This is a genomic window from Pseudorhodoferax sp. Leaf265 (assembly GCF_001422365.1).
Taxonomy (GTDB): Bacteria; Pseudomonadota; Gammaproteobacteria; order Burkholderiales; family Burkholderiaceae_C; genus Pseudorhodoferax.
Genome location: NZ_LMMT01000005.1, coordinates 125,549 through 147,060, shown reverse-complemented (window position 1 = coordinate 147,060; position 21,512 = coordinate 125,549). Strand labels below are relative to the sequence as shown.

Annotated in this window: 19 protein-coding genes; 3 read left to right on the top strand and 16 right to left on the bottom strand. The window is 71.0% G+C overall.

Annotated features, from left to right (window positions below; translation table 11 throughout):
* Positions 1-49: 49 nt before the first annotated feature.
* Positions 50-835: an IclR family transcriptional regulator gene (locus ASF45_RS07765; RefSeq protein ID WP_056659577.1), complete on the top strand. Its 786-nt coding sequence runs from the start codon at positions 50-52 to the stop codon at positions 833-835.
* A gap of 36 nt (positions 836-871) precedes the next feature.
* Here the strand turns inward: ASF45_RS07765 and ASF45_RS07760 are convergent, their stop codons facing one another.
* Genes ASF45_RS07760 through ASF45_RS07745 form a run of 4 tightly spaced genes read right to left on the bottom strand, consistent with a single transcriptional unit; the run spans position 872 to position 5,766 of the window.
* Positions 872-2,683, bottom strand: a complete 1,812-nt coding sequence (locus ASF45_RS07760; RefSeq protein ID WP_056659575.1) for a feruloyl-CoA synthase — start codon at positions 2,681-2,683, stop codon at positions 872-874.
* Between the two features lie 2 nt (positions 2,684-2,685).
* Entirely contained in the window at positions 2,686-3,624 is a 939-nt protein-coding gene (locus tag ASF45_RS07755; protein ID WP_235580847.1) for a 3-hydroxyacyl-CoA dehydrogenase NAD-binding domain-containing protein, read from the bottom strand.
* Positions 3,621-4,829, bottom strand: a complete 1,209-nt coding sequence (locus ASF45_RS07750; protein WP_056659573.1) for an ABC transporter substrate-binding protein — start codon at positions 4,827-4,829, stop codon at positions 3,621-3,623. Before ASF45_RS07750 ends, ASF45_RS07755 begins: the two co-directional genes overlap by 4 nt.
* A 10-nt stretch (positions 4,830-4,839) precedes the next feature.
* Positions 4,840-5,766 (bottom strand): 3-keto-5-aminohexanoate cleavage protein, encoded by a 927-nt coding sequence (locus ASF45_RS07745; protein ID WP_056659571.1) that lies wholly within the window; start codon positions 5,764-5,766, stop codon positions 4,840-4,842.
* A 128-nt stretch (positions 5,767-5,894) separates the two neighbouring features.
* Between ASF45_RS07745 and ASF45_RS07740 the strand changes: the two genes are divergently transcribed.
* Positions 5,895-6,599, top strand: a complete 705-nt coding sequence (locus tag ASF45_RS07740; RefSeq protein WP_056659569.1) for a Crp/Fnr family transcriptional regulator — start codon at positions 5,895-5,897, stop codon at positions 6,597-6,599.
* A 21-nt stretch (positions 6,600-6,620) separates the two neighbouring features.
* On the opposite strand, the gene ASF45_RS07735 is transcribed toward ASF45_RS07740, so the two are convergent.
* The 3 genes from ASF45_RS07735 to ASF45_RS07725 all read right to left on the bottom strand — a co-directional run bounded on the left by ASF45_RS07735 (position 6,621) and on the right by ASF45_RS07725 (position 9,895).
* On the bottom strand, positions 6,621-7,505 hold the full coding sequence (locus tag ASF45_RS07735) for a LysR family transcriptional regulator (protein WP_056659567.1): 885 nt from the start codon (positions 7,503-7,505) through the stop codon (positions 6,621-6,623).
* 19 nt (positions 7,506-7,524) lie between these two features.
* Positions 7,525-8,454, bottom strand: coding sequence for a tripartite tricarboxylate transporter substrate binding protein (locus ASF45_RS07730; protein WP_056659565.1), 930 nt, complete (start codon positions 8,452-8,454; stop codon positions 7,525-7,527).
* 70 nt (positions 8,455-8,524) lie between these two features.
* On the bottom strand, positions 8,525-9,895 hold the full coding sequence (locus tag ASF45_RS07725; RefSeq protein ID WP_056659563.1) for an FAD-dependent oxidoreductase: 1,371 nt from the start codon (positions 9,893-9,895) through the stop codon (positions 8,525-8,527).
* Between the two features lie 209 nt (positions 9,896-10,104).
* Between ASF45_RS07725 and ASF45_RS07720 the strand changes: the two genes are divergently transcribed.
* A complete protein-coding gene (locus ASF45_RS07720) occupies positions 10,105-11,229 on the top strand; it encodes an ATP-binding protein (protein WP_235580846.1) in 1,125 nt (374 codons plus the stop codon).
* Positions 11,230-11,250: 21 nt separating this feature from the next.
* On the opposite strand, the gene ASF45_RS07715 is transcribed toward ASF45_RS07720, so the two are convergent.
* The 9 genes from ASF45_RS07715 to ASF45_RS07675 all read right to left on the bottom strand — a co-directional run bounded on the left by ASF45_RS07715 (position 11,251) and on the right by ASF45_RS07675 (position 21,510).
* Positions 11,251-12,942 (bottom strand): tannase/feruloyl esterase family alpha/beta hydrolase, encoded by a 1,692-nt coding sequence (locus tag ASF45_RS07715; protein WP_056659559.1) that lies wholly within the window; start codon positions 12,940-12,942, stop codon positions 11,251-11,253.
* 29 nt (positions 12,943-12,971) lie between these two features.
* A complete protein-coding gene (locus ASF45_RS07710) occupies positions 12,972-13,673 on the bottom strand; it encodes an ABC transporter ATP-binding protein (protein ID WP_056659556.1) in 702 nt (233 codons plus the stop codon).
* A gap of 79 nt (positions 13,674-13,752) precedes the next feature.
* Positions 13,753-14,505, bottom strand: coding sequence for an ABC transporter ATP-binding protein (locus ASF45_RS07705; RefSeq protein WP_056659554.1), 753 nt, complete (start codon positions 14,503-14,505; stop codon positions 13,753-13,755).
* A complete protein-coding gene (locus ASF45_RS07700; protein ID WP_056659552.1) occupies positions 14,502-15,464 on the bottom strand; it encodes a branched-chain amino acid ABC transporter permease in 963 nt (320 codons plus the stop codon). Before ASF45_RS07700 ends, ASF45_RS07705 begins: the two co-directional genes overlap by 4 nt.
* A gap of 17 nt (positions 15,465-15,481) precedes the next feature.
* Positions 15,482-16,354, bottom strand: coding sequence for a branched-chain amino acid ABC transporter permease (locus tag ASF45_RS07695; RefSeq protein WP_056659550.1), 873 nt, complete (start codon positions 16,352-16,354; stop codon positions 15,482-15,484).
* A 66-nt stretch (positions 16,355-16,420) separates the two neighbouring features.
* A complete protein-coding gene (locus ASF45_RS07690; protein ID WP_056659548.1) occupies positions 16,421-17,593 on the bottom strand; it encodes an ABC transporter substrate-binding protein in 1,173 nt (390 codons plus the stop codon).
* A complete protein-coding gene (locus ASF45_RS07685) occupies positions 17,590-18,381 on the bottom strand; it encodes an alpha/beta fold hydrolase (protein WP_056659546.1) in 792 nt (263 codons plus the stop codon). Before ASF45_RS07685 ends, ASF45_RS07690 begins: the two co-directional genes overlap by 4 nt.
* A complete protein-coding gene (locus ASF45_RS07680) occupies positions 18,378-19,937 on the bottom strand; it encodes a benzoate-CoA ligase family protein (RefSeq protein ID WP_056659544.1) in 1,560 nt (519 codons plus the stop codon). Before ASF45_RS07680 ends, ASF45_RS07685 begins: the two co-directional genes overlap by 4 nt.
* A 25-nt stretch (positions 19,938-19,962) precedes the next feature.
* Positions 19,963-21,510: a 3,4-dehydroadipyl-CoA semialdehyde dehydrogenase gene (locus tag ASF45_RS07675; protein ID WP_056659542.1), complete on the bottom strand. Its 1,548-nt coding sequence runs from the start codon at positions 21,508-21,510 to the stop codon at positions 19,963-19,965.
* Between the last annotated feature and the right edge of the window lie 2 nt (positions 21,511-21,512).

Genomic DNA, 21,512 nt, shown 5'->3' with positions numbered 1-21,512 from the left:
TTGCCGTTCCGTGCCGCGTGTTCTACTAGGCAGAACTAGCACTGCCTCCATGACGACCGACCCCTCCATCCCCACGGCCGAAGCCGACCCCGCCGAACCATCGAGTGGCGTGGCGGTGCTGGACCGCGCATTCGCCCTGCTGGGCGCTTTCCAGCCGACCGACGACCGGTTGAGCCTGACGGAGCTGTCGCGCCGCACAGGGCTGTACAAGAGCACGGTGCTCCGGCTCCTGGCGGCGCTCGAGCACGGGGGCTTCATGCGCAAGCTCGACGACGGGCAGTACGCCATCGGCCCGCAACCGATGCGCCTGGCCGCGATCTACCAGCGCTCCTTCCGCGTGGATTCCGTCATCGAGCCCTTGCTGGCCGAGCTCAGCGCCAGCCTCGGCGAGACGGCCTCGTTCTACGTGCGGGCGGGAAGCCGGCGCCTGGTGGTCAGCCGCGTCGAGCCGGCCCGTGCGGTGCGCGTGTCCATCCGCGTGGGGGAAGACTTCGACGTCGCCAAGGGCGCCTCGGGCAAGGTGCTGTGCGCGTTCACCGACGACGACGCCGCGGGCGAGCCGGTGCGCGCACGGCTGTGGGCCACCTCCTACGGGGAGCGTGACGCCGAGACGGCCTCCGCGTCGGTGCCCGTGTTCGGCGCTCTCGGCGAGCTCAAGGGCGCGCTCACGGTGTCCGGCCCGCTGTCCCGCCTCGGCGAGCCCGCGGCCATGCAGGCCGCCGTGGCGCAGCTGCTCGAGATGGCCCGCCGGGCCACGGCCGGCTTCGGCGGAAATCCGGCGCGGTACGCCGCGGCGGTGCAACCCGCGTCCGGGCCGGCCGGCGCACGCATCTGAGGCGCTGCCAGGCGCGGCCTCGCACGGGCCGGCGGATCAGTCCGCCAGCACCACGGGCCCGGCGCTCGCCGTCGCCGCATACAGCCGCTCGACCTCGGCATGGCGCCGCTGCAGCACCGCGCGCTGGTTGAGGTAGCCCTTGTCCGTGATCTCGCCGGCTTGCAGCGCAGGCGGGGCGTCCAGCACGAGCGCGCGGCGCGGGCTGCGCGCCGAGCCTGCGCCGGCGGCGGCCTGTTCCTGCATCATCCGACACAGCGCCGCCCGCAGCACTTCGGGCTGCTGCTGGCCGGCCGCCGAGGGGAACACCAGCAGCCCGATCTCGGCCCGGTCGTGGCCCGCGACCACGATGTCCTGCACCAGCGGCGCGAGCCGCGACACCAGCGCCACGCGCAGCGTGCCGACCGAGACCCAGGTGCCGCTGGACAGCTTGAAGTCCTCGGCCACGCGGCCATCGAACACGATGCCGCGGGCCGGCTGCTCGGCGTCGAGCAACCGGCCCGCATCGCCGATGCGGTAGTAGCCCTGCGCATCGAAGGCCGCGGCGGTTTCCTGCGGGCCGTGCAGGTAGCCGGGGAACACGGAGACGCCGCGAATGCGCATCTCCAGCTTGTCGCCGCTGGGCACGAAGCGCACCGCCATGCCGGGCAGCGGATTGCCGATGCAGTCCGCACCGTCCTGTTGCCAGTGCGACGTGGTGATGGCCGGCGCGGTCTCGGTGCAGCCCCAGGAGGTGGTGAGCCACAGCGGGCGGCCCGGGCGCACGCGCGCGGCCACGGCCTGCAGCCGCTGCCAGGTGGCGGGCGCCAGCGCCGCCGCCGCGTAGAAGGCCAGGCGCAGACGCGACAGGATGGCGTCGGCCAGCGCGTCGTCGGCCTCCAGGAGCGGCAGCAGCATGTCGAAGCCGCGCGGCACGTTGAACCACAACGTGGGCCGCACTTCGCGCAGGTTGCGTGCGGTCCTCTCGACGAGGCCCGGCGCGGGCCGGCCTTCGTCGATGTACAGCGCGCCGCCGTGGGCCAGCACCATGTGCAGGTTGTGGTTGCCGCCGAAGGTGTGGCTCCAGGGCAGCCAGTCCACCAGCACGGGAGGCTCTTGCGCGAGGAAGCGCCAGGTCTGCGCCATCTGCTGCTGGTTGGCGCACAGCATGCGGTGCGTGTTGATGACGGCCTTGGGCCGGCCCGTGGAGCCAGAGGTCAGCAGGTACTTGGCATGGTCGTCGGGCGCGATGGCGGCGAAGGCCTGCTGCACGGCCGGCGTCTCGCGCGTGGCCCGCAGCGCATCGAAGGCCAGTGCGCCGGGCCAGTCGGGCGCATGGTCGCTGAAGACGCAGGGCACGGTCAGGTCGCAGGCCGCCATGGCCGGTCCGTAGGCACGTGCGTCGGCCGCGTAGACCAGGGCCGGCCGCAGCAGCGCGAGCATCTCGCGCAGGCGCGTGAAGTCCGTGGCCTGGCGCGAATAGGCGCTGGACAGCGAGCAGGCCGGCCGGCCCACGTGCATGGCGGCCAGCATCAGCACGGCATGGTCGATCGCGTTGTCCGAGAGGATGACGACGGGCCGTCCCGGCGGCAGGCGCAGGTCCAGCAGCGCCTGGCCGACGGCGCCCACGGCCTGGCGCAGCGCGGCGTAGTCCAGGCGGCGCCAGTCCTGGCCGTCGGCCGTGCGTTCGGCCAGCGCGGTGGCCTGCGGCGTGGCACGCGCCCAGTGCTCCAGCCATTCGCCGACACAGCGCGCATGGGGTTCCAGCGCCACGGGCGAGTGCAACACGAAGGAGCCGTCGCCGAGCTCGGTGCGCAGCGCGGCGGGCGGCGCGATCTGGGTGGGGTCGTTCAGGAAGTCGATGGGCGCCATGTTCAGTCCAGCTCCGGGTGGTCGGCCTTGGCCGCCATGAGGCCCAGCAGCAGCTGGTCGCGGGCGCGCTGCAGCTCCGCCGCGCTGCGGCCGGTCAGGGCCTCGTTCACGCCGGCCACCACCTTGGCCTGCAGCTCGGCGTGCAGGGTGGGCGCGCCCAGGTCCTGCCACCAGCTTTCGATGGGGCCGCCCAGGTGCGCCAGCAGGTGCGCCATGCCGCCTTCGCCGCCCGACAGGTGCAGGTTCAAAAACGGGCCCAGCAGCGCCCAACGCAGGCCGGGACCGTGCGCGATCGCGGTGTCGATGTCGGCCACACTGGCCACCCCTTGGTCGACGAGGTGGAAGGCCTCGCGCCACAGCGCGGCCTGCAGCCGGTTGGCGATGTGGCCGCGGATCTCGCGCCGCACCTGGATCGGTTTCTTGCCGATGGCGCGGTAGAAGTCCATCGCGCGCGCAATGGCCTCTGGCGCGGTTTTCTCGCCACCGCCGACCTCGACCAGCGGGATCAGGTGCGGCGGGTTGAACGGGTGGCCCAGCACCACGCGCTCGGGGTGCGCGCAGGCCGATTGCATGGCGCTGACGGCCAGGCCCGAGGAGCTGGAAGCCAGCAGCGCGCAGGCCGGCGCGGCGGCGCCCATGCGCGCATAGAGCGCGGTCTTGAGGTCTTCCCGCTCGGGTCCGTTCTCCTGCACGAAGTCGGCCCCGGCCACGGCGTCCTCGAGCCGCGCATGGAAACGCAGCCGTTCGGGCGTGGCGCCCTCGGCCAGGCCCATGCCCTGCAGGGCCGGCCAATGCCGTGCCACGGCCGCGCGCAGGCGCTGCTCGGCACCTTCGGCCGGGTCGGTGGCGACCACGTCCAGCCCGCGCGCGAGGAAGCAGGCGGCCCAGCTCGCGCCGATCACGCCGGTGCCGACGACGGCGACGGTTCTGATCGGGGTCACAGGCTCTTCCAGCGCGCGCAGCGCGACTCGGCCTTGGTGGTCCAGGCGGCCTCGCCCGCGATGGTCTCCACGACCTTGTAGTAGTCCCAGGGCTCTTTGGATTCGGCCGGCGTCTTGACCTGCACCAGCCGCATGTCGTGCACCATGAGGCCGTCTTCGCGCAGCCAGCCGTTCTGCATGAACATGTCGTTGACCTGGGTCTTGCGCAGCTGGGCCATGACCTTGTCGCCGTCGTCGGTGCCCGCGGCCTGGACGGCCTTCAGGTACTGCAGCGCGGCCGAGTAGTCGCCGGCATGGAAGGAGGTCGGCATGCGCTTGTGCTTGTCGAAGAAGCGGCGGGCCCAGGTACGCGCCTCGGGCGACTGGTTCCAGTACCAGCTGTCGGTCAGGAACATGCCCTGCGCGGTCTTCAGGCCCAGCGCGTGCACATCGTTGATCGTGATGATCATGCCGGCCAGCTTCATGGTCTTGCCGATGCCGAACTCGGCCGCCGACTTGATCGCGTTGACCGTGTCGCTGCCGGCATTGGCCAACGCCAGCACCTGGGCCTTGGAGGCCTGCGCCTGCAGCATGAAGGAGGAGAAGTCGCTCGCGCCCAGCGGGTGCTTGACCGCGCCGGCCACTGTGCCGCCGTTGGCTTCCAGCGTCTTGCTCGCGTCGGCCTGCAGCGCGGTGCCGAAGGCGTAGTCGGCCGTCACGAAGTACCAGCTCTTGCCGCCCGAGCGGGCGACCGCGTTGGCCGTGCCGCGCGCCATGGCCACGGTGTCGTAGGCGTAGTGCACGGTGTAGGGCGAGCAGTGCTCGTTGGTCAGGCCCGAGGCGCCCGCGCCGACCACGAAGTAGGGCCGCTTCTTCTCGGCCGCCACGCCGGCCATGGCGATGGCGGCGCCCGAGCCCACGCCGCCGATCAGCATGTCCAGCCTGTTCACGTCGAACCACTCGCGCGCCTTGGCCGCAGCGATGTCGGCCTTGTTCTGGTGGTCCACGGTGAGGAGTTCGATCTTCTTGCCGTTGACGGTGCCGCCCATGTCGGCAATCGCCATGCGGATGGCCTCGGCACCGGCCGGGCCGTCGTAGTCGCGATACAGGCCCGACATGTCGCTGACGAAGCCGATGCGGACGACGTCGTCCGAGATCTGCGCCTGCGCGCCGGCCGCGCAGGCCAGGGCAGCGCACAGCGCTGCCATCGTGCGTTGATGAGGCATCGGGCGTCTCCTATCGGTTGTTGGGGGCGAATTCCGGGCGGGGCGCTCCCGGCCTCGGCAGGCCCATGATCTGGCGCGCCTCTGCGGGCGTGGCCGGTTCCATGTCGAGCTCGCGGATGATGCGCACGATGCGCTCGGTCAGCTGCACGTTGGTCGCCAGCTCGCCCTGGCGGAAGTACAGGTTGTCTTCCAGGCCCACACGCGCATGGCCTCCCAGCAGCAGCGCGGCCACGTTGGCCTCCAGCTGCGACGGGCCGATGCCGCTCACGCAGAAGATGCTGTTGGCGGGTAGCGTGTCCACCATCTGCTGCAAAAAGCGCGGCGAGTAGGGCATCGCGTTCTGGAAGTTGCGGTGCACGTTCATGACCAGGTTGATGAAGTGCGGCGCGTCGTCGTGGCCCTCGCCGATCAGCGTCGTCACGTCCTGCAGGATGTGGGTGGGGCTGAACACCTCCCACTCGGGCTTGATGCCGCGTGCCTTCATGCCGGCTGCCAGCGCACGGCCCTTGGACAGCGGCGTGTCCATCAGGATCTCCTTGCCCTCGAACGAGAGGTTCAGCGTGGTGGCGTCCAGCGTGCACATCTCGGCGCCCGCGTCCATGCCCTTGGTGCGCTCGTCCCAGGCGATCTCCCAGCGCTCGCCGGCCAGCGGGCGCACCATGTCGCCGTGCACGCCGCCGCCCGTGGAGTTGTTGAGCACGATGTCGCAGCCGGCCGCGCGGATGCGCTGGTTCATGTCGCGGTAGATGGCGGGGTTGCAGGTGGCGCCGTCGTCGGGCCGGCGCGCGTGCAGCGCGACCACGCTGGCGCCCGCGTTCCAGCAGCGCACGACGTCGTCGGCGATCTCTTGCGGCTGGGTGGGCAGGTGGGGGTTCTGCGACTTGTGGGCCATGCCGCCCGTGGGGGCGACGGTCACGATGACCTTGCGTCTGGACATGCTGTCTCCGTTGCGTGGGGATGCGGCATGGTGGTCCGCGGGCCGCACGCATTCAGTCATCGCGACGACATTCGGCCTCAGGGTTTTCGCGGTGCGCGGCCGCGGCTGCTATGGTGGCGACCCCCACCATGCGCCGCGCTGCTCCGCCCGAAGACGCCTCCTCGCTGGACCGCCTGCTCGACGGTTCGGCCTGGTTCCCCGCGCTCGACGCGCCCGCGCGCGAGCGCGTGCGCGCCGAGATGCAGCAGGTGGACGTGGCGGCCGGCGCCGCGCTGTGCCGCATGGGCGACGAACCGCAGCATTGGTACGGTGCCATCGACGGCCTGCTCAAGTGGGCCGTGACGGCCGAGGACGGCCGCTCGGTCACGTTGGGCGGCCTGTCGCGCGGCAGCTGGTTCGGCGAGGGCACGCTGCTGCGCGCCGTGCCGCGCACGGCCGACATCGTTGCGCTGCGCCCCAGCCGCGTGGCCTTGATGCCGGTGGAGACCTTCCAGTGGCTGCACGCCACCGAGCGTGCCTTCGACCATTTCCTGCTGCGCCAGATCAACGAGCGCATGCACTGGTTCCTGGGCAACTTCGCGGCCCACCACCTGCTGGACACCGACAGCCAGGTGGCGCGCGCGCTGGTCGGCCTGTTCCATCCCTGGCTGCACCCGGGCAGCGATCCGCACCTGGCCGTCTCGCAGGAGGAGATCGCCAACCTGTCGGGCCTGTCGCGCCAGCGTTGCAATGCGGCGCTGCGCCGGCTGGCGGAGGCCGGGTTGATCGCGGTGGGCTACGGCGGCATCACGGTGCTGGACCTGCCGGCCCTGCGCCGCCGCGTGCCGGGTTGACCGTCTGCGTGCGCGCGGCGCTCAGGCGCTGCCGCTCGGCGCGAGTTCGGCCTGCAGGTAGCGCACCAGGGCCTGCACCTTGGGCACGTTGGCGCGGTTCTCGGGCAGCAGGGCCTTGAGCCAGAACGCGTCCAGCGGGAAGTCCGCCAGCAGCGGCAGCAGCGCGCCGTTGTCGAGCGCGGGCCGGGCCAGGTAGTCGCCCAGGATGGCGATGCCGTTGCCGGCCAGCGCGGCCGACAGCAGCAGCTGCGCCTCGTTGGTGTTCAGGCGCGGCTGCACCTTGACGCTGACGCGGCCCGCCGCGCTGCCGAAGCTCCAGGTGCTGCCGGTCGGCAGGAAGTTCAGGATGGCGTGGTCCTTGAGCTCGCTCGGGTGGCGCGGCGTGCCGCGCGCGTGCAGGTACTGCGGCGCCGCGCAGGCCGTGCGCGGCATGGGGCACAGCGGCTCTTCCACCACGCCGGCATAGGTGTCGGGCATCAGGGTCAGCGCCAGGTCGAAGCCCTCTTCGGCCGGGTTCACGGCGCGGTCCAGCGCGACGACCTCCAGGTGCAGCAGCGGGTACAGGCGCTGGAAGCGCTCGAGCAGCGGGCCGACCAGGCAGACCGTGACCGAGGTTGGCGCCTTGATGCGCAGCTGGCCCTGCAGCTGGTCGCCGACCGGGTGGGCGAACAGCTCCTGCGCGTCGGTCACCACGCGCTGCACCGCGGGCAGGTAAGCGCGGCCCACCGGCGTGAGGCGCACGCGCCGTGTCGTGCGTTCGAACAGCGCACCCTGGACCTGTGCTTCGAGCTGGCCGATGCGCTTGGTCACGACCGAGGGCGCGATGCCGAGTTCGCGCGCCGCGGCCGAGAAGCTCTCGGTGCGCGCCACCGCCAGGAAGGTCCGCAGGTTCGAGAGCGTGTCCAAGCCGGGGCTGCGGTGGGCGTCAGTCGACCGAGATGTTCTGCGCCCGGATGATGCCGCCCAGCAGCGCGGTCTCGTCTTTCACGCGCTGGTGCAGGCCTTCGCTGGAGGTGCCCACGGCCTGCCAGCCCTGGTTCAGCAGCCGCGTGCGCGTCTCGGGCTCGCGCAGGATGCGCGGCACCTCGGCCGCGAGCCGCGCCTGCGCGGCCTTGGACAGGCCGGCCGGGCCGACCAGCGCGGTCCAGACCTCCAGGTTGAAGTCCTTCACGCCGGCATCGGCCAGCGGCGCGACGGAGGGCACCAGCGCGCTGCGCCCGCTCGTGACGCCGATGGCTTTGAGCTTGCCGGCCTGCACCTGCGGCATGGCCACGCCGGGCGGCACCAGCGCCATCTGCACCTGCTCGCCGATGATGGCGGTGACGACCGCGGGGTTGCCGGAGTAGGGCACGTGCACTGGCGCGATGCCCGACTTGCTCTTGAGCAGCTCCATGCCCAGGTGGGCGACCGAGCCGGCGCCGACGGAGCCGTAGTTGGCCTTGGCCCCGGCCTGGCGCATGGCGGCGAAGAAGGCCGCGCCGTCGGGCAGCTGCGGCGCGGCCACCAGCACCAGCGGCGCGGTGGCCAGCAGCGAGATCTCGCTGAAGTCCTTCTGCGGGTCGTAGCTGAGCTTGGGGTTGAGCAGCTTGGCGGAGGTCAGGTTGCCGTTGATCACGACGCCCAGCGTGTGGTCGTCCGTGGCCTTGGCGACCTGGTCGGCCGCGATGTTGCCGGAGGCGCCGGGCTTGTTCTCGACGATGACGGGCTGGCCCAGCGCGCGGCTCAGCGGGTCGGCCAGCGCACGCGCCGCCATGTCGGGCGTGGAGCCGCCCGGAAAGCCCACGAGCAGCCGGACCGGCCGCGTCGGCCAGGTGGGGTCGGCGGCCTGGGCCGGGCCCAACGTGGCGCCGAGCATGCAGGATGCCAGGCAGGCCAGGGCCGCGCGTCTTGTCTCTTTGTTCAAAGTCTCTCTCCTGAAGCGTTGGTCAATCGTCGCGGCCCAGCCAGGCGCCGTCCTGCGCAAGCTGTGCCTGCAGCGCCGGCACGTCGATGGCGCGCAGGTCCTGCCCGTGCTGCAGCGCCTGCGCGGCCGCGGTGCCGGCCGCCTGCCCCATCACGAAGCAGGCGCCCGACACACGCGCGGCCGACTGGCCCAGGTGCGTCATCGAGGCGCAGCGGCCGGCGACCAGCACATTGTCCAGGGTGCGCGGCAGCAGCATGCGCAAGGGCAGGTGGTTGTAGCCGCGTGCGCGCGGGATGTCCTGCCACTGGAAGGCGATGTTGCCTGCCACATGTTCCTCGATCATCCAGCCGTTGACGCCGATGGTGTCGGCGAAGCTTGCGCAGTCCAGCACGTCGCGCGCGGTGAGCTGGTAGTCGCCGAGCACGCGCCGCGTCTCGCGCACGCCGACCTGCGGCGCGATCTCCAGCAGGTAGGCGTTCTCGAAGCCCGGCGCGTAGGCGCGCAGGAAGCGGAAGAAGTTCAGGATCTGGCGCCGGCCCTCGATCTCCGCGGCGCTGAGCTCCAGCGCATTGGTGCCGTCCACCGGGCCGCCCTCCGCGTTGGACAGCTGGGTCACGTTGGCGCGCCACTCGGCCGGGTTCTTCTGCGGCCGGATGATGGGCGTCTTGCGCGCGAAGCGCCAGCCCTCGCGCTCGGCCTGCTCCATGAGGCCGTCGAAGCGGTTCCAGATGTCGCCGGCGCGTGCCGCGTCCACACCGTTCACGCGGAACATGGTGGACGGGTACATCATGTCTTCGCCCTGGCCCTCGGCGTCGCGGCCCTTCTCGAACGGCGCGCCGGCCCAGGTGGCCAGGTCGCCGTCGCCCGAGCAGTCGATGAACATCCGGCCCAGCACGGCGCGGCGGCCCGACTTGGTCTCCAGCAGCAGCGCAGACACGCGGCCCGGCTCCGCCATCTGCACGCCCACGGCCTGTGCGTGGAACAGCACCTGCGCGCCACTGCCCACGACCACGTCGTCGGCCGCGAGCTTGAAGGCCGCGTTGTCGTAGGCCTGGGCGGCGATCTTGCCGCCGAACAGCAGGTGAGGTTCGCGCAGGCCGCCCAGCGCGTCCATGCGCTGCAGCAGGTCGTCGGCGATGCCGTGCACGACCTGGCGCACCTCGCCGTGCACGTTGGCGTGCAGGCCGCAGAAGTTGGTCACGCCGGCCGCCGTGCCCATGCCGCCCAGGAAGCCGTAGCCCTCCACGAGCAGCGTGCTGCGGCCCTGGCGCGCGCTGGCGGCGGCGGCGGCGATGCCTGCCGGCCCGCCGCCGAGCACCACCACGTCATAGGCGCCGAAGACAGGGGTCTGGCGGCTCGGTTCGGTGATCGGTTCGAAGGTGCTTGCTTGCATCGCGGTGGCGCTCCATGAAATGTGGAGCGCATGGTAGTGATGCAGGAAATCAAAAACAATCGGCCGCAGTGCGAGCGGAAAATTCGCGATTCGCGAATAGTCAGAGGACTTGGCCGCCGTTTAATATTGAAAATCTAACGTCTGACGTTAATATTGCAAGGATGTTAAATCGCTCCGCTCACGCTTTCCTGCGCGATCGCCTCGGCGACATGCCGGCCGTGGTGCTGCTTGGCCCACGCCAGGTCGGCAAGACCACGCTGGCGCGGCAGATCGCCGCGCAATGGCCGGGCGGCGCCGTGTACCTGGACCTGGAGCGGCCGGCGGACCGCTTGCGCCTGGAGGACGCGGACGCCTACCTGCGGGCACAGCAGGGGCGCCTGGTGGTCATGGACGAGATCCACCGTGCACCAGGCATCTTCGAGGTCCTGCGCGGCATCATCGACGAGCGTCGCCAGGACGGTCTGCGCAGCGGGCAGTTCCTGCTGCTGGGCTCCGCCGCGCTGGACCTGATGCGCCAGTCCAGCGAGACGCTCGCGGGCCGCGTCGCCTATGTGGACATGGCGCCGGTCGACACCCAGGAGGCGGCGCAGGCCGGCATCGCCGACGCCCAGCTGTGGCTGCGCGGCGGCTTTCCCGACAGCCTGCTGGCCATCGACGACCGGCGCAGCCTGGACTGGCGGCGCGACTTCATCCGCAGCTACCTGGAGCGCGACGTGCCCATGTTCGCGCCGCGCATGCCGGCCGAGGCCATCGGACGCCTGTGGACCATGCTGGCGCACCAACAGGGCGGCGTGCTGAACCAGGCCCGCATCGCCAGCGCGCTGGGCGTGTCCAACCCCACCATCGACCGCTACATCGACCTGCTCGTGGACCTGCGCCTGGTGTTGCGCCTGCGACCCTGGTCCGGCAACGTCGGCAAGCGGTTGGTCAAGTCGCCCAAGGTCTATGTGCGCGACAGCGGCGTGCTGCATGCGTTGCTCGAACTGCAGACCCTGAATGACCTGCTGGGCCACCCCGTCAGCGGCTTGAGCTACGAGGGCCATTGCATTGCGAGCCTGGTCCAGGCGGCCGGCACGCGGCGCGCGCCGTACTTCTACCGCACGCATGCCGGCGCGGAGATCGATCTGGTGCTGGAGCAGGGCGGTCGGCCGGCCATCGCGATCGAGATCAAACGCTCGACGGCGCCCAGTCTGGACAAGGGCTTCGGCGTGGCCTGCGACGACCTGGGCATCACCGAGCGCTACGTGGTCTATCCCGGCACCGAACGCTTCCCGCTGCGCCAGGGCGCCACCGCATTGGGCCTGCGCGAGCTGGCGCAGCTGTTGCGCGCCTGAGCGGCGCGCGCTCCTGGCCCGTCAGGGCGCCGACACCGCGCAGCGGTAGCTGCCCGCGTCCAGCGTGTCTCCCGCCACGTACTGCGGGTAGTTCGGGTAGCGGCACAGCGGCCGTGTGGCCAGCGTGGCGTAGGGCGCCGTGGTCGCCTTGCGCACCTGCACCAGCGCATCGGCCGGCGCCTGGCCCGAGCTGACCCACTGGTCCAGCGTGTTCAGCATGTCGTGCTGGGTCGGCACTTCCACGCCCGTCGTGAGACTGGCGGCCGTGCCGCCGTGGTTGGAGGCGGGCGAGACGTACAGGCGCATGGCGCGGTCCACCTCGGCCTGGCCCAGCTTGGCCACCACGCTCTGGTAGTACTGGATGCCGGCCTGCGCGCTCTGCGCCATGTCGCCCGCGTTCTCGCGCACGATGAGCTTGCCGCCGCGCCGGAAGAAGGCCGTGAGGTCGGGGTTGGTCGCGTCCATGAGCGCGGACACGGCCTGGATGCGGCCGGCGAAGTTGGCCGCGCTGTAGGTGCGCACGTCGAAGTTGGCGTCGCGCGCGATCACGTAGCGCGCGTAGCTGCTGCCGTAGTTGACGCCGCGCGCGTCGCTCGCCAGCGGCGTGGGCACGGAGGGGACCTGGCCCGTGCTGACCCAGCGGCCGATGCCTTCGCCGCCGGGCTGGATCTCGCCGCCGAACAGCCGGCCCGGGTAGGTCGTGATGCCGTTGGCCAGTGTGAACGGCAGCTGGATCGGGCCGTAGGCCGCCTTCAAGGTCGCCAGCTGCGGATCGGACAGGCAGCTGTCACCCGCGTCAGCGCCTGCCGCGCAGCGCAGGCTGTCCAGGCTGAAGCGCGCCGGGCAGGCCAGGTAGTTGTTGACCACGCCATCGGCCAGGCCGTCGAGCGCGTCGCAGGCGGTGTTGACCGCGTTGGCCACCAGGCGAATCTTGGCCGTGCTCAGCGTGCCGCCCGCGAACTGCGGCTGCGTGAACGCGAGGAAGCCGTTGAACAACCCGGTCCAGTGGATCACGGGAACGGCCGAGACGATGCCGTCGAAGTCGGCCGGGTAGCGCTGCGCCATCGTCAGGCCCTCGCGCCCACCCTCCGAGCCACCGTAGAAGTACTGCCTGGCCGGCGCGCGCAGGTAGTAGCTGCGCAGCAGCACATGGGCGACGTCCTTGACCTTCTTGTACGACGCATGGGCGAAGTTCTCGAACATCTCGTCGTTGAGTGCGAACTTGCCGGGATCGGTGGCGTTGTAGGCCGTGGCGTCGTGGCCCGAGTCGGTGCTGAAGGTGGCGTAGCCCGTGGCCAGCGGCAGCGGCTGGCCTGGCGCGGCGTCGCGCAACGCTGCCGTGGCATTGATCAGCGTGCCGTTGAAGCCGCCGCCGCCCACCATCAGCGCCTTTTCGTTCCAGCTGGTCGGCAGGTTGATCTGGAAGCGGATGGCGTCGGCGCCGGCCGTGCGCGCAGCGATGCTGCCCAGCAGCTGGCAGTACTCGGGCAGGTCGCCGGCGGCCACCACCAGCGTGGCCTGCGCCACCGTGGCTGCGCCGCTGGGCAGGCCGATGGCGTTGGCCTCCACGGTCTTGCCGGCCAGGCTCGGGCAAGCCTGCTGCAAGGCGGCGCGGTCCGGAATGGGCGGCGGTGCATCGTCGCCGCCGCAGGCGCCCAGCAGCGCCACGGTGGCCAGTGCGGCGCCGGCCAGAGGTGCGATCGAACGGTTCATGGTGTCTCCCCTTGTTGTGAACGAAATCCCTACACGCCGAGCCGCTCGCCCAGCGTCTGCGGATCGGCCAGCAGCGCCGCGGAGTCGCCCTGCAGCACGACCTGCCCCTTCTCCATGACCAGCGCGCGGTCCGTGTGCGCCAGCACCTTGCGCCAGTCGCGGTCGACGATCAGCGTGGCGATGCCGGTACTGCGGACCTGTGCGATCACGCGCCAGATCTCGGCCACGATCAGCGGCGCCAGGCCCTCGGTGGCCTCGTCGAGGATCAACAGCCGTGGGTTGGTCATGAGCGCGCGGCCGATGGACAGCATCTGCTGCTCGCCGCCCGAGAGCTGGTTGCCGCCGTTGTTCAAGCGTTCCGCCAGGCGCGGGAAGGTCTCCAGCACACGCTCGTAAGTCCAGGCCTTCTTGCCGTCCACGCCGGCACGTGCTGCCATGACCAGGTTCTCGCGCACGGAGAGGTTGGGGAAGATGCCGCGGCCCTCGGGCACGTAGCCGATGCCCAGCCGCGCCATCTTCTCGGGCGGCAGGCCCGCGAGCTCGCGGCCATCGCATTGCACGCGGCCCTGCGCCGGGCGCACGTAGCCCATCAGCGTGCGGATGAGCGTCGTCTTGCCCATGCCGTTGCGGCCCAGCAGGCCGACGGCTGTGGCGGCCGGGATCTCGCCGGCCACGCCGTGCAGGATGTGGCTGTCGCCGTAGTAGGTGTGCAGGTCGTCGAAGCGGATCATTCAGCGCCGCCCGGCCGCCCGAAGGCGCTGAAGCGCCCCCTCGGGGGGCAACGATACGTGAAACGATGCGTGTGGGGGCTCATGTCAATTCCTCCTCGCCCAGGTAGGCGCTGCGCACCTGCGGGTCGTTGCGGATCGCATCGGGGTCGCCGCTCGCGATCACGGCGCCGTTGACCATGACCGTGATGCGCTCGGCGATGCGGAACACGGCGTCCATGTCGTGTTCCACGAGCAGGATGGCGTGAACAGGCTTGAGGCGTTCGAGCAGGCCCAGCATGCGCTCGGTCTCCTCTGCGCCCATGCCGGCCAGTGGTTCGTCGAGCAACAGCACGCGCGGCTTCGTCGCCAGGCACATCGCGACCTCGAGCTGGCGCTTGGCGCCATGGCTCAGCTGGCCGGCGGTGTGCGTGGCCAGGGCCGCGAGGCCGGTGGCTTCGAGCGCCGCATCGGCCGCGCCGCCGCTGGTGGCGCAGGCGCGCGCGGACTGCCAGATCGCCCACGGCCGCGGCGTGGCGGCCTGCGCGGCCAGGCGGCAGTTCTCGTGCACCGTGAACTCCGGGAAGATGGTGGTGCGCTGGTAGCTGCGGCCCACGCCAGCCAGTGCGCGGCGTGCCTGCGGCCGGGCCGTGATGTCCTCGCCATCCAGGGTGATGCGACCCTCGGAGGCCGCGATCTCGCCCGACAGCATGTTGATCAGCGTGGACTTGCCGGCGCCGTTGGTGCCGATCACGGCATGGACCTCGCCCACACGCAGATCCAGCGTGACGGCGTTCACCGCGACCAGCCCGCCGAAGCGGCGCGTGAGGCCTTCGACCTGCATCAGCGCGTTCATGGCTGCTTGCCTTTCACGAGGCCGATCAGCCCCTTGGGCAGCAGCGCGACGAAACCGATGATGGCCAGGCCCAGCGTCAGCTGCCAGTGGTCGGCCAGCGGGCCGATCAGCGCGTGCGTGCCCAGCAGCTCCTTGAGCAGCGTGAACACCACGGCGCCCAGCACCGCGCCGCGCAGGTGGCCGATGCCGCCCAGGATCACCATCAGCAGCACCTCGCCCGAGATGTGCCAGGACAGCATCTCGGGATTGACCACGCCGTCGCGCGCCGCCACGAGGAAGCCCGCCAGACCGGCCAGCGCGCCGGCCAGCACGAAGGCCGCGAGCTTGTAGCCGTAGGTGGGGAAGCCAGCGGCGCGCATGCGCTGCTCGTTCACGCGGATGCCGGCCAGCGCTGCGCCGAAGCGCGAGCGGCGCACCACCGCGAGCACGCCGTAGGTGAACACCAGCGCAGCCAGCACCACGTAGAACAGCACGGTGCGGTTCTCCATGTCCAGCGCGCCCGCGGCGGGGCGCACGTAGAGGTAGATGCCATCGCTGCCGCCACCGACCGGTGTGTCGTGGAACACGAAGTAGGCCATCTGTGCGAAGGCCAGCGTGACCATGATGAAGTACACGCCGCGCGTGCGCAGCGACAGGGCGCCGACCGCCAGCGCGTACAGCGCGGCAGCGCCCATCGCGAGGAACATCAGCCAGAACAGGTTTCCGCCGCCGTCGCCGGAGGCCAGCACGGTCACATAGGCGCCGATGCCGTAGTAGGCCGCATGGCCCAGGCTGACCAGGCCGGTCATGCCGACCAGCAGCTGCAGGCTCAGCGCGAAGATGGCCAGCACCATGACCTTGACCAGCAGGTCGGCCAGGTAGCCGCCCAGCAAGGGCCCGGCGATGCCCAGTGCGACGGCGACGGCCAGCGGGAGCAGTCCGGTGACGCGATGCGACGTGGAGACGGGTGTGGTGGGCATGGCAAGCGCGCTCGTGTTCATGCGCGCCGCCCCATCAACCCTTCGGGCCGCCAGACCAGCACGATGGCCATCAACACGTAGATGCCGATGCCCGCGAGTTCGGCGAAGAAGACCTTGCCGAAGGTGTCGACGAAGCCGACCAGCAGCGAGGCCACGAGCGCGCCCGTGATCGAGCCGATGCCGCCGATCACCACCACCACGAAGCAGATGATCAGCACGCTGGCGCCCATGTTGGGATAGACCGAGGCCATGGGCGCGGCGATCATGCCGGCCAGCGCCGCCAGCGCCACGCCGGCCGCGAACACCGTGCGGTACAGGCGCCGGATGTCGATGCCCAGGCCGCGCACCATGTCGCGGTCGCTCGCGCCAGCGCGCACCATCATGCCCAGCCGCGTGCGGTTGACGACGAAGTACAGCGCCAGCGCCAGCACGATGCAGGCGCCCGAGGCGAACAGCCGGTACCAGGGGTACTGCATGATGCCGCCCAGGCCGAAGCTGCCGGCCAGCCAGTCGGGCACGGGCACGCCGTGCACGTCGTTGCCCACCAGCATGGCGCGCAACTCCTCGAACACGAGGATCAGGCCGTAGGTCATGAGCACCTGCTGCAGGTGCTCGCGCTGGTACAGGTAGCTGAAGAACACCCACTCCAGCACGTAGCCGAAGACGGCCGCCAGCACCATGCCGGCCAGCAGCATCAACAGAAAGTTGTTGCCGAACAGCGGCGACAGCGCGAAGGCCATGTAGGCGCCCAGCATGTAGAAGCTGCCGTGCGCCAGGTTGATCACGCCCATGATCCCGAAGATCAGCGTGAGCCCCGAGGCCAGCAGGAACAGCAGCAGCCCGTATTGCACGGCGTTCAGGCACTGCACGAGAAAGGTGGCAAGGTCCACGGCGGTGATCCCCCGGCTAGACGAAAGAGGGCAGGGCGCGCGGCGCCCTGCTGCGGTGGGGCGATCTCAGTTCTTGCAGCCGCGTGCGGGGTCGGACAAGGATTTCGACGCGATGCCCACGACCTTGTTCTCCTTGCCATCGACCTTGCGCAGGTAGATGTCCTGCACCGGGTTGTGCGACTTGGACATCGTGAACGTGCCGCGCGGGCTGTCGAACTTCGCCTTCTCCACGGCGGCCGCGAACTCGGGCTTCTTGGCCACATCGCCCTTCACGGCATCCAGGCCCACGCGCAGGATCTGCGCCGCGTCGTAGCCCTGCACACCGTACACGTCGGGCTGCAGCTTGAAGGCCTTCGCATAGGCGGTGCGGAAGCTCTTGTCCTTGGGCACGGTCAGGTCGTCGGCATAGTGCAGCGTGGTCAGGATGCCTTGTGCGGCATCGCCCTGGGCCTCCAGCGTGCCGTCGGTCAGGAAGCCCGAGCCGTACAGCGGCACGGTCTTGTTCAGGCCCGCGGCCGCATAGTCCTTGACGAACTTCACGGCGCCGCCGCCGGCGAAGAAGGCGAACACGGCATCGGGCTTGGCCGCAGCGATCTCGGTCAAGAGCGCCTGGAACTCCACGTTCGGGAACGGCAGCGTGAGCTGCTTGCTGACCTTGCCGCCTTCCTTCTCGAAGCCTTCCTTGAAGGCGTTGGTCATCTCTTCGCCAGCGGCGTACTTCCAGGTGATGGTGATCGCGGTCTTCTTCTTTTCCTGCCTGGCCGCAACAACCCCCATGCCGTAGGAGGACTGCCAGTTGGAGAACGAGCTGCGGAAGATGTTGGGCGCGCACATGGGGCCGGTCACGGCGTCCGAGCCCGCGTTGGGCACGATCAGGAGCGTGTTGCTCTCCTTGGCCGCGCGCGCCATGGCCATGGCCACGCCCGAGTGCACGGTGCCGATGATCACGTCGACCTTGTCGCGCTTGATGAGCTTGTTGACGTTCTCGGTGGCCTTGGCCGGGTCGGACTCGTCGTCGACCTTGAAGTACTCGATCTCGCGGCCTGCGAGCTTGCCGCCCTGTTCGTCCACGTAGAGCTTGAAGCCGTTCTCGATGGCCACGCCCAGGGCCGTGTAGGTGCCGCTGAAGGGCAGCATCAGGCCGACCTTGAGCTTCTCGCCGCTTTGCGCATGGGCGCTGCCCGCGAGGGCGAAGGCGGCCATCGCCAGGGTGGCGCGGCGGGTCAGGTGTGCGGTCATCGTTGTCTCCGGTGGTGAATGAATGCGTTCGTCGCGGCGATCACCTGCTCGGGCTGATCGCGGTGCGGGGAATGGCCGCACTGCGGCAGCTCGAGCAGTTCGGTGCCGGGCACGCCCTCGGCGATGCCGCGGACCTGGGCCAGCGTGCCGTAGGCATCGTCCAGGCCCTGGATGGCCAGCACCGGGCATCGGATCGCAGCCAACGCGTCGGTGATGTTCCAACGCGCGAAGGGCGGGTGCAGCCAGATGCGGTTCCAGCCCCAGAAGGCCGAATCGGGGTCGTCGTGGTGGCGCGCCAGGCCTGCGCGCAGGCTGCCGTGTTCGTAGTCCTCGCGCGCGCGGCGGATGTTGGCCAGCGTGATGTCCTCGACGAAGATGTGCGGCGCCAGCAGCACCAGGCCGGCCACGCGCGCCGGGTGGCTGGCGGCGTGCAGCAGTGCGATGGAGCCGCCGTCGCTGTGGCCGAACAGCCAGGCCGGCTGCGACACGTCAAGCGCATCGAGCAGCGCGGGCAGCACCTCGTCGGCCTGGCGGTGCATGAAGTCCAGGCCCCAGGTTTCGTCCTCGGCGCGCGGCGTGGAGCGGCCGTAGCCCGGGCGCGAGAACACCAGGCCGCGCGCACCCACGGCCTGGCACAGGCGCGCGGGGAAGTCCTTCCACATCGACAGCGAGCCCAGGCCCTCGTGCAGGAACACCAGCAGCGGTGCCTTGGGCTGCGCGGCGGGCAGCCAGGCGAGCTCGATCTCGACGCGGCGGCCGCGCCAGTCGATGGCGACGCTGTCGCTCACAGCCTGGCTTCCTGCTCGCGCAGCCGAAAGCGCTGGATCTTGCCGGTCGCCGTCTTCGGCAGCTCGGCGAGGAAGGCGATCTGGCGCGGGTACTTGTAGGGCGCCAGGCGCTCCTTGACGAAGGCCTTGAGCTGCTCCTCGTCGGCCTGCTGGCCGTCCTTGAGCACCACGAAGGCCTTGGTGCGCGTGAGGCCATCGGCGTCGGGCGTGCCGATCACGGCGGCCTCCAGCACGCTGGGGTGCTGCATCAGCGTGGACTCGACCTCGAACGGCGACACGTAGATGCCGCTGACCTTGAGCATGTCGTCGCTGCGGCCCGCGTAGGTGTAGTAGCCATCGCCGTCACGCACGTACTTGTCGCCGCTCTTGGTCCAGCCGCCCTGGAAGGTCTCGCGCGTCTTGTCGCGGTTGCCCCAGTACATCAGCGCGGCGCTGGGCCCGCGGATGTAGAGGTCGCCGACCTCACCCACGGCCACCGGCGCCCCGTCTTCGCCGCGCAGTTCGATGTCGTAGCCCGGCACGGGCTTGCCGGTGGTGCCATAGCGCACGTCGTCGGGCCGGTTCGACAGGAACACGTGCAGCATCTCGGTGGAGCCGATGCCGTCGACGATGTCCACGCCGAAGCGGGCCTTGAAGCGCTCGGCGATCTCGGCCGGCAGCGCCTCGCCGGCCGAGGAGCACATGCGCAGCGCCACGTCGGCGCGCTGCGGCAGCCGCGGCGAGGCCAGCATGCCGGCAAAGCCCGTGGGCGCGCCGAAGAACACCGTGGGCCTGCACTGCAGTTCGGTCCAGCGCTTGAACACCGCGTCGGGCGTGGGCCGCTCGGCCATCAGCACCACGCAGGCGCCGACCGAGAGCGGGAACGTCAGCGCATTGCCCAGGCCGTAGGCGAAGTACAGCTTGGCGGCGGAGAAGCACACGTCCTTGTCGGTCAGCGCCAGCACGCCCTTGCCGTAGAGCTCGGCGGTCCACCACAGGTTGCGCTGGGTGTGCACCGTGCCCTTGGGCCGGCCGGTGGAGCCCGAGGAGTAGAGCCAGAAGCCGGGCTCGTCGCCGGTGGTCGGTGCGGGCGCAGGCGCGGGCTGCGCAGCGGCCAATGCGGCCTCGAACTCCAGCGCGCCGGCCGCCAGTGTCCCGACGGGCTGCGAGACGATGGTGGTGTGCAGTTCGTGGCGGGCGGTCTCCATGCCGGCTTGCAGCGCGGGCAGCAGCGCACCGGAGACCAGCGCAGCCTGGGCGCGGCTGTGCTCCAGCATGTAGGCGTAGTCCGCGGGCGTCAGCAGGGTGTTGACGGCCACCGGCACCAGGCCCGCGTACAGGCAGCCCAGGAAGCTCACGGGCCAGTCGTGCGTGTCCAGCATCAGCAGCAGCACGCGCTCTTCGCGGCGCAGGCCGGTCGCCAGCAGCGCATCCGCCAGGCGGCGCGCGCGCTGCTCCAGCTGGGCGTAGCTGAGCGGGCCGCGGTCGTCGATGTAGGCCAGCCGGTCGCCGCGCCGGCGGTGCAGCGCGAACAGGTGCTCGGCGAAGTTGAAAGGACCGTCGGGGGGCGTGGGCATGGGTGTCTCCTGCTGTTCTGGGGGCTCAGAGGCCGAGCGCGGCCAGCACGGGCGGGCTGGCCTGCACCGCGCTGCGCTGGTGGAAGAAGTCCAGCGCGCGCAGGCCGCCGAGCTCGGCGCCGCCGCCGGCGCGGCCGGGGCCGCCGTGCAGCGATTGCGGCATCACGTTGCCGTGGCCGGTGTGCACCTGCGCCACCTCGGGCGTGACCACGTGCACGCGGCCGTGGCTTGCGGCCAGCGCCAGCGCGCTGCGGCCCAGCAGTGCCGCGTCGTCGCCGTACAGCGAGGCCACCAGCGAGCCCTGGCCGCGCCGGGCCAGCGCCAGCGCGTGCGGCACATCGCGGTAAGCCAGCAGCGTGGCGACCGGGCCGAACACCTCCACGTCGTGCACGGCCTGGGCGCCGTCGGCGTCGCGCGTGCCCAGCAGCACGGGCGCCACGCAAGCGGCCACGGCGGGATCGGCGTCGACCAGCGGCTGGGTGCGGCCGTCGTGCAGGATCTCGGCCGTGCGGGCGAGCTGTGCCACGCCCTGTTGCACCGTGTCGAACTGCGCGCGGCTCACGAGTGCGCCCATGCGCACGCTCGCATTGCGCGGGTTGCCGGTGCTGACCTTGGACAGCCTGGCGGCGATGGCCTCGGCCGCTGCGCCATACACCGCCTCGGGCACCAGGATGCGCCGGATCGCCGTGCACTTCTGGCCCGACTTGACCGTCATCTCGCGCACCACCTCGCGCACCAGCCCGTCGAAGGCCGGCGTGCCGGGCGTGGCGTCGGGCAGGGCCAGCGCGCTGTTCAGGCTGTCGGCCTCGATGTTGGCGCGCACCGCATGGCGCGCCAGGGCCGGGTGGCTGCGGATGACGGCGGCGGTATCGGCCGAGCCCGTGAACGAGACCACGTCGAAGGGCTCCAGCGCATCGAGCAGGCCGGCCGAGCTGCCGCAGACGATGGACAGCGCGCCCGCGGGCAGGATGCCGGCGTCGACCACGTCCTGCACCATGCGCTGCGTGAGCCACGCCGTGGCGGTGGCCGGCTTGACGACCACGGCCATGCCCGACAGCAGGGCCGGCGCGGCCTTCTCCCACAGGCCCCAGGCCGGGAAGTTGAAGGCGTTGATGAACAGCGCCAGGCCCGGCCGCGGCACCTGCACGTGCTGGGCCTGGAAGGCCTCCTTGGCCAGGCGCACGGGCTCGCCATCGCGCAGCGCGCGGGCATCGCCCAGCGCCTCGCCCCAGCGCGCGTACTGGCCCAGCGTGAACAGCGCGCCGTCGATGTCCACGGCCGAGTCGTTCTTCACGGTGCCGGAGTTGGCCGTGGCGATCGCGTCGTAGGCCTCGCGGTGGGTTTGCAGCCGCTGGCCGACCTGGGCGAGCAGGGCCGCGCGTTCGCGGTACGTGAGGGCCTGCAGCGCCGCGCTGCCCTGGCGGCGCGCGAAGTCGAAGGCGGCCGGCAGGTCCAGGCCGGTGGCGTCCACGCGCACGAGTGCGGTGCCGAGCACGGGGTCCAGCAGCGTGCTGCCGGCGCCGGTGCCTGCCTGCCAGCGGCCGGAGACGAAGTTGGGGAGCAGGGCGGTCATGG